Genomic DNA, 8606 nt, shown 5'->3' with positions numbered 1-8606 from the left:
CGAGGCACCCGCCGGCGTCCGCACCACCATCGCCTGATGGAAACCCCCCACCGGACCACCCAGCTCACGCAGCCAACCCACGATCGGAGTCTCCGCAACCACACCAAGACCCGCGCCCGGATCCTCCACCACCACCCCGTCAACGGCCCGCGCCACCACCGCCAACGCCTCCGGCGTCCGATACTGGAACACCTCACGCGCCGACAACACCAAACCCGCACCACGCGCCCGACTCACCAACTGAATCGACACGATGCTGTCCCCACCCAGCTCGAAGAAACTGTCCTCGACGGATACGGAATCGAGGCCGAGCAGCTCGGCGTAGATGCCGCAGAGGATCTCCTCCGGGCCCGTACGGGGCCCGCGCCCCTGGCCGGCCCCGCCGTACTCCGGGGCGGGGAGCTGCTTGCGGTCGAGCTTGCCGTTGACGGTGAGCGGGAGCGCGTCCAGCTCGACGAAGGCGGACGGGACCATGTACTCCGGCAACGCGGCGGCGATGTGGGCCCGCAGCGCGTCCGCGTCCAGGGCCGCGCCGTGGGCCGGGACGGCGTAGGCGACGAGGCGCTTGATGCCGGGCTGGTCCTCGCGGACGATCACGGCGTTCTGGGCGACGTGGGCGTGTCCGCCGAGCACGGTTTCGATCTCGCCGAGTTCGATGCGGAAGCCGCGCACCTTGACCTGGTCGTCGGAGCGGCCCAGGTAGTCCAGTTCGCCGGTCCGCGAGCGGCGGGCGAGGTCGCCGGTGCGGTACATGCGGCTGCCCGCGGGGCCGTACGGATCCGCCACGAAGCGTTCGGCGGTCAGGGCCGGACGACCCAGATAGCCACGCGCCAGACCCGCACCCGCGATGTACAGCTCACCCGCCACGCCCGGCGCGACGGGACGCAACCGCTCGTCGAGCACATACGTACGGGTGTTGGGGATCGGCGTACCGATCGACGGGACCCCGGAGCCGGCGGTGAGGGGCGTCGAGGCGGTCGCGACGACGGTGGACTCCGTGGGGCCGTAGGCGTTGACCATGCGGCGGCCGGGGGCCCAGCGGTCGACCAGTTCGGCGGAGGTGGCGTCACCGCCGACGATCAGTGAGCGGAAGTGCGCGAACGCGGCGGCCGGGACGCTCGCCAGGGCAGCGGGCGGGATCAGGGCGTGGGTGATGCGCTCGGCATCGAGGACCTCGGCGAGGACCTCGCCCGCGAGCGGACCGGCCGGGGGCACGACCAGCGTCGCGCCGGCGGCGAAGGTCATGACCAGCTCAAGGACCGAGGCGTCGAAGCTCGGCGAGGCGAATTGCAGGACCCGGCTGTCGGCGTCGACGTCGAAGCGCTCGATCTCGGCGGCGGCGAAGCTCGCCAGGCCCTCGTGGCTGACGACGACGCCCTTCGGGCGGCCCGTCGAGCCCGACGTGTAGATGACGTAGGCGGGGTGGGTGAACGAGAGGTCCACCGTCGGGCGGGTCACCGGCTCTTCGGCGGTTTGCGGAAGTTCGCGCAGCACCAGCACCGGGCGGGCGTCGTCGAGCATGTAGGCGATGCGATCCGCCGGGTATTGCGGGTCGACCGGGAGGTAGGCCGCGCCGGCCTTCAGCACGGCCAACTGGGCGATGACGATGTCCGCGGAGCGCGGCAGCACCAGTGCCACCACGCCCTCGGGACCGACACCCCGGCCCGTGAGCCAGTGCGCCAGCCGGTTCGCCCGCGCCTCCACCTCAGCGTACGAGAGCACGAGCGCGCCGCTGACCAGGGCCGGCGCGTCCGGGGTGCGGTCCGTCGAGGCCTCGAACAGACCGTGGAAGGTGACCGGCTCCAGCTCGCGCCCGGTACCGGCCCACTCCCCCAGCGCTTGCGCGCGCTCGCGGTCGGAGAGGACCTCGACCGCGCCCACCCGCAGGTCCGGGTCGTCCGCGACGGCTTCCAGCACGGCCACCAGCCGGGCGCAGAGGGCGTGCGCGGTCGCCCGGTCGAAGAGGTCGACGGCGTATTCGAGGCTGCCTTCGAGGCCGGTCTCGGCCTCGGTGAGGGTGAAGGAGAGATCAAATTTGGCGGTGTCGAGACGGACCGGCCGGTCGCTCACCTCGACGCCGGGCAGGGTGAGGCGGTCGGAGGGCAGGTTCTGGAGTTGGAAGGAGACCTGGAAGAGGGGGTGGCGGGCCATGGACCGTTCGGGGTTCAGCACCTCCACCAGCCGCTCGAAGGGCACGTCCTGGTTGGCGTACGCCGCCAGGTCCGCTTCCCGCACCCGTTCCACCAGCTCCCGGAACGTCGGATCCCCCGACAGGTCGGTCCGCAACACCAGCGTGTTCACGAAGAACCCCACCAGGTCGTCCAGGGCCTCGTCCGTACGCCCCGCGATGGGGGAGCCGAGGGGAATGTCCGTGCCCGCGCCGAGCCGGTGCAACAGCGTGGCCAGGGCGGCCTGGACGATCATGAAGAGGCTGGTGCCGGCGGCGCGGGCGAGGTCGTCGAGGCGGGCGCGGGTCGCGGCCGGGGCGGTGAAGCCGATGGTGTCGCCGCGGTAGCTCAGTCGGGCCGGGCGTGGTCGGTCCGTGGGAAGCGCCAGCTCCTCGGGGAGGCCCGCGAGGGCGCTCCGCCAGTGCTCGACCTGTCGGGACAGTTCGCTCGCCGGGTCGTCCTCGTCGCCGAGGACCTCGCGCTGCCACAGGGTGTGGTCCGCGTACTGCACCGGAAGTGGCGTGAACCGCGGTGCGGCGCCGTCCAGTCGGGCCGCGTAGGCGGTGGACAGGTCCCGTGCGAGCGGGGCCAGGGACCAGCCGTCGCCCGCGATGTGGTGGAGGACGACGAGGAGGGCGTGGTCGTCCTCGCCGAGGCTGAACAGGTGGGCGCGGACCGGTGTCTCGCGGGTCACGTCGAAGCCCTCGCCCGCGGCCTGCGCGAGGGTGTCGTCCAGGGCGTCGGCGGCGATCGTGGCGCGGTGGAGCAGCGGCCGGGAGGCCGGGTCGGCCGGGTCGAGGATCAGCTGGCGGGGGCGGCCGTCGGTGTCGGGGAAGACGGTGCGCAGGGCCTCGTGGCGGGTGGTGACGTCGGCCAGCGCGGCTTCCAGCGCGTTGTCGTCGACCGGGCCGCGCAGGCGCAGGGAGAGGCCGAGGTTGTAGGTGCCGCTGGGGCCGTCGAAGTGGTTGAGGAACCAGAGCCGGCGTTGGGTGTGGGAGAGGGGGATCTCCGCCGGTCGGACCTGTGGCCGGACCGCTGCGCGAGCGTCGGCGGCGCCGTCGAGGGCGGCGGCCAGGGTGGCGACGGTGGGGTTCTCGAAGAGGGAGCGGACGGTGAATTCGGCGCCGGCCTCGGTGCGGATGCGGCTGATGAGGCGGGTGGCGAGGAGGGAGTGGCCGCCGAGGTCGAAGAAGCTGTCGTCGATGGAGACCCGCTCCAGGTCGAGGACTTCGGCGAACAGGGTGGCGAGGAGGTCTTCCCGGTCGGTGCGGGGGGCGCGGCCTTCGCCCGGGCCGGTGAAGTCGGGGGCGGGCAGGGCCCGCTTGTCGAGCTTGCCGTTGGTGGTGACGGGCAGGGCGTCCAGGACGAGGACGGCGGCGGGCACCATGTACGCGGGCAGGGCGGCGGCGACGTGGGTGCGCAGTGCTGCCGGGTCGGCGCCGGTCCGGGTGTCGGCGGGGACGACGTAGGCGATGAGCCGCTTGTCGCCGGGGTGGTCCTCGCGGACGAGTACGGCGGCCTGGGCGACGGTGGGGTGGCCGGTGAGGGCGGTCTCGATCTCGCCGGGTTCGATGCGGAAGCCGCGGATCTTGACCTGGTCGTCGGCACGGCCGAGGTAGTCGAGTTCGCCGTCGGCGGTCCAGCGGGCGAGGTCGCCGGTGCGGTACATGCGGGCGCCGGGCCCCCCGTGGGGGTCGGCGGTGAAGCGTTCGGCGGTCAGGCCGGGGCGGCCCAGGTAGCCGCGGGCGAGGCCGGAGCCGGTGAGGTAGAGCTCGCCGACAACGCCGGGCGGTACGGGGTTGAGGTCGCGGTCCAGGACGTAGACGCGCGTGTTGGTGATGGGGCGGCCGATGGTGGGGGCGCCGGTGTGCGGGGCGAGGGGGCCGCTCATGGTGGCGCAGACGGTCGACTCGGTGGGGCCGTAGGCGTTGACCATGGTGCGGCCGGGTGACCAGCGGGCGACGAGTTCGGCGGAGCAGGCCTCGCCGGCGGTGACCAGGGTCATGCCCTCGGGGATCCGGGCCTCCCCCATCGCGGCGAGCACGACGGGCGGCAGGGTGGCGTGCGTGACCCGCTGTTCGGCGAGGAGCGTCGCCAACGGCTCGCCTGCGGCCAGCCGCTCGGTGGGCGCGAGGACCAGGGCCGAGCCGGTCGTCAGGGTGGTGAGCATCTCCCATATGGAGGCGTCGAAGCTGGGCGAGGAGAACTGCAGCACCCGGTGGCCGGGGCCGCCGCCGAACCTCTCCCGGTGGGCGGCGGCCATGGCGGCGACGCCGTTGTGGCTGACGACGACGCCCTTGGGGCGGCCGGTGGATCCCGAGGTGTAGATGATGTACGCCGCGTCCTGCGGGCTGAGCAGGACGTCCGGGAGGGTTTCGGCGGGCAGCGGGGTCCGCTCCAGCAGCAGCAGCGGGATGTCGGCCGCGGGCAGGGCGTCCTGGAGGGCGGTGGTGGTGACGACGAGGGCGGGCCGGGCGTCGTCGAGGATGTACGCGATGCGCTCGGCCGGGTACGCCGGGTCGACCGGGACGTAGGTCGCGCCGGCCTTCATCGTGGCGAGCAGGCTGACGACCGTGTCGACGCCGCGGCCCAGGGCCACGGCGACGGAGCGGCCGCGCGCGGCGCCCTGTTCGGTGAGCAGTCGGGCCAGTCGTCCGGCGCGCTCGTCGAGTTCGCGGTAGGTGAGGGTGGTGTCCTCGTGGACGAGGGCGACCGTGTCGGGGGTGCGGGCGACCTGGGCGGCGAAGAGTTCGGGCGTGGTCGCGTACGGCAGCGGCACGCCGGTGTCGTTCCAGTCCTCCAGGACGCGGATCCGCTCGGCGGCGCCGAGGAGGTCGACGGCTGCGACGGGGAGGGCGGGGTCGGCGGTGACGGCCTCGATCAGCCGCCGGAAGCGCTCGCCGAGCCCGGCGGCGGTCTCGTCGTCGAAGAGGTCGCGGGCGAACTCGATGGTGCCGTCGACACCCGCGGGCCGGCCGTCGTCGGTGTGGCGCTCGCCGAGCCGGAACGACAGGTCGAATTTGGCGGTGTCGGTCTCCAGGTGGCGCACCGTCGCGGTCAGGCCGGGGAGGTCGAGGACCGGTTCGGCGTTGTCCTCCAGGGCGAGGGTGACCTGGACCAGTGGATGGCGGGCGAGCGAGCGCACCGGGTTCAGGATCTCCACGAGCCGCTCGAAGGGCACGTCCTGGTTGGCGTAGGCGGTGAGGTCGTACTCGCGTACCCGGTCCAGGAGTTGGCGGAACGTCGGGTTGCCGGAGAGGTCGGTGCGCAGCACCAGGGTGTTGACGAAGAAGCCGACCAGGTCCCCGAGGGCCTCGTCGGTGCGGCCGGCGATGACGGTGCCGACGGGGATGTCGTCGCCGGCGCCGAGGCGGTGCAGCAGGGCGGCGAGAGCGGCCTGCGCCACCATGAAGACGCTGGCCCCGCTGTCCTGGGCGAGGGTGAGCAGCCGTTCGTGGACCTCGGGGGCGAGCGTGAAGCCGGTCCGTCCTCCCTGGTGACCGGCGACGGCGGGGCGGGGCCGGTCGGTGGGCAGGGCGAGCTCTTCGGGCAGCCCGCTGAGGGTGTCCCTCCAGTGCGCGATCTGCCGGGAGAGGACGCCGTTCGGATCGTTCTCGTCGCCGAGCAGGTCCCGCTGCCAGAGGGTGTAGTCGGCGTACTGGACGGGCAGCGGCGTGTACGGGGGCGCGCTGCCGCGCAGTCGTGCGGCGTACGCCTGGCTGAGGTCGCGGGTGAAGGGGGCCACGGACCAGCCGTCGCCGGCGATGTGGTGGACCACCAGCAGCAGGGTGTGACGCTCGGGGGTGAGGGTGAAGAGGTGGGCGCGGACCGGGATCTCGGTGCCCAGGTCGAAGCCGCGGGCGGCGGCGAGCGCCGGCTCCGCCTTCAGTGCGGCCTCGTCCGCGACCTCGGTGACGAGGAGTTCGGGGCGGGCGTCGACGGCGTCCAGGACGCGTTGGCAGGGGGCGCCGTCACGGACCGGGAAGACGGTTCGCAGGCTCTCGTGGCGGGTCACGACGTCGGCCAGCGCGGCGCGCAGGGCCTCGGTGTCGAGCCGTCCGGTGAGCTCGACGGCCAGCCCGTCGTTGTAGGCGGCCTGACCGCTGCCGTCCTCCATCTGGTTGAGGAACCACAGTCGGTTCTGGGCCGCCGAGAGGGGCAGCGGTTCGGGCCGCGGGAGCGCGGTGAGCGCGGGCCGGGCGACCTCGGTGGCGAGGCCCAGGGCGTGGGCGAGGGTGGCGACCGTCGCGTTCTCGAAGACCGTGCGCAGGGTCAGCTCGGCCCGGAGCTCCGTGCGGATCCGGCCGACGAGCCGGGTCACCTGGAGGGAACTGCCGCCGAGGAGGAAGAAGTTGTCGTCGACGGAGACGACCTGTTGGCCGAGGACCTCGGTGAAGAGTCGGCACAGGGCCTCCTCCGCGTCGGTGCGCGGCGCCCGGGAGGTGGGTGCGGGGGGCGCGGTCTTCGGCGTGGTCGCGGGCGTGGCGGCGGCGAGCGCGCGCGACGGCAGGGTCGAGGTGTCGAGGGCGAGAGAGCCGACGCTCTCGTCGAGGGCGGTGTTGCCGAGCCGGTGCAGGAAGTCGAGGAAGGTCAGCTGGTAGGCGCGCAGGTCCTCGTCGCCGTACAGGTCGGGGTTGGCGTCGAAGTCGATCTGGAGGCCGGAGGCGGTGCCGCGGTCGTAGACGATGAAGGAGATGTCGTCGGCGGGGCCGATGGACAGGTTGTGGGGGTGCGCGGTGTGACCGCCGAAGCGCAGGTCGTAGTCGAACATCATGATGTTGACGTGCGGGCCGACCAGGCGGCGCTCGTCGGCGAGCATCCCGAGGTCGCGGCGCAGGTCCTCGAACTGGTAGCGCTGGTGCTTCATGGCGGCCCGCATCTCGCCGGAGACCTGGTTCAGCAGCTCTTCGAGGGTGCTGTCCGGGCTGATGGCGACGCGCAGCGGCAGCACGTTGGAGACCATGCCGGGGACGCTGCGGGCGTTCTTCCCGAGCCGGGTGGAGACGGGCAGGCCGAGCACGATCTCGGGGGCGCCGGTGAGCCGCTGGAGCCACAGGGCGACGGCGGCGATCAGCACGGGCGGCCAGGTGACGGCGGCGTCGGAGGCCAGGGCGCGCAGTCGGTCGGTCTCGCTCTGGCCGAGGTAGGCGGTGCGCCGGGCCAGTGAGCCTGCCAGGCCCGGCTGTTCGCCGGAGAGACTGACGGGCTCGGGGGCTTCCTTGAGCCGGTTGATCCAGTAGCCGCGGTCGGCGCCGAAGCGCTCCGAGTCCAGGTACGCGGCCTTCTCTTCGAGCAGCAGGTTCAGCGGGGCGAACGGGCTGTCCGGGACGGGCTCGCCGGCGACCAGCGCGGAGTACACGGCGGCGGTGCGCCGGGCGATCAGGTTGACGGTGAAGCCGTCGACCAGCAGGTGGTGGTAGCGGTGCAGCCACAGGTGGCGGTCTTCGGCGACTTTGAAGAGGGCGAAGAGGAAGAGCTGGTCGTGCTCGGTGTCCAGGGGGGTGGCGAAGTCCTCGGCCATCCAGGCCCGGGCGGCGGCCCGCGGGTTCGGGGCGGCGCTGACGTCGACGACGTGCAGGGACCAGTCGAGGTCCTCGGCGGGCACGAGCCGGGCGACGGGGCCGCCCTCGGCGTCGAGGAAGCGCAGGCGCAGGGTCTCGGCTTCCGTGACGACGCGCCGCAGTGCCGCCTCGAAGAGTTCCGCGTCCACCGGTCCGTTGATTTCCAGGAATTCGCCGGTGTTGAAGATGGTGTTCTGTGGATTCAGCTGTTGCGCGTACCAGACACCCGACTGGGCGGCGGTCAGCGGCAGCAGGGTAAGTGTTCAGGGGTGCGGGTGATCGAGGCCGGTGTTGGGTCGGTCCTGGCCGGGTTGTAGATTGTGGATCATGTTGTCCGATCCGGGTTCTGCCGGGGTTCTGGCTGCCCGGGTGGCGGCGTTGGAGTTGCTGTTGGCGGCTTCGCAGGCCGAGGCGGCTGCCGCGAACGCGCGGGCTGATCAGCTGGCCGGGATGGTCGAGGACCTGCTCAAGGTCGTCACCGAGCTCGAGGCCCGGAACAACAAGGACTCGCGCAACTCCTCCAGGCCGCCTTCGAAGGATGGTCTGGGTAAACGCCCGCGTGTGGACGGGAAACGCCCTGGTGGAGGGCGGAAGCCGGGTGGTCAGCCCGGCCACGAGGGCCACCGTCTCGAATGCCGCGAGCCGGACGAGATAGTGCTGGTCGGACCGTTGGCGTGCGACGGCTGCGGTGGGGACCTGCAGCATCTCGATCTGGAGGCGCTCGCCGCGGCCGGGGCGAGGGTCGCCTCGAGGGGATGTCAATTGGGTTGTGTGTGATCGGTGTTTTGCTCCGTGGTCCTGGTTCCTGCCGTGGTTACTGTCAGTTGATGATGATCAGAGAGGGAGCCGGTCGCCGAACCGGATCTTGAACTGGTTC

At 72.4% G+C, this 8606-nt stretch carries 2 protein-coding genes; one reads left to right on the top strand and one right to left on the bottom strand.

Features of this window, described 5'->3' with window-relative positions; all coding sequences use genetic code 11:
• A partial coding sequence (locus OTB19_RS40520) for a non-ribosomal peptide synthetase (RefSeq protein WP_267803858.1) occupies nt 1–7974 on the bottom strand: 7974 nt, incomplete at its 3' end.
• 82 nt (nt 7975–8056) lie between these two features.
• On the opposite strand from OTB19_RS40520, the gene OTB19_RS40515 reads away from it, so the two are divergent.
• Nucleotides 8057–8506 (top strand): DUF6444 domain-containing protein, encoded by a 450-nt coding sequence (locus OTB19_RS40515; protein WP_267803857.1) that lies wholly within the window; start codon nt 8057–8059, stop codon nt 8504–8506.
• Nucleotides 8507–8606 lie beyond the last annotated feature (100 nt).

The sequence above is a fragment of the Streptomyces sp. H27-H5 genome (assembly GCF_026627505.1).
Classification (GTDB): Bacteria; Actinomycetota; Actinomycetes; order Streptomycetales; family Streptomycetaceae; genus Streptomyces.
This window is presented reverse-complemented; position numbering and strand designations above follow the sequence as displayed.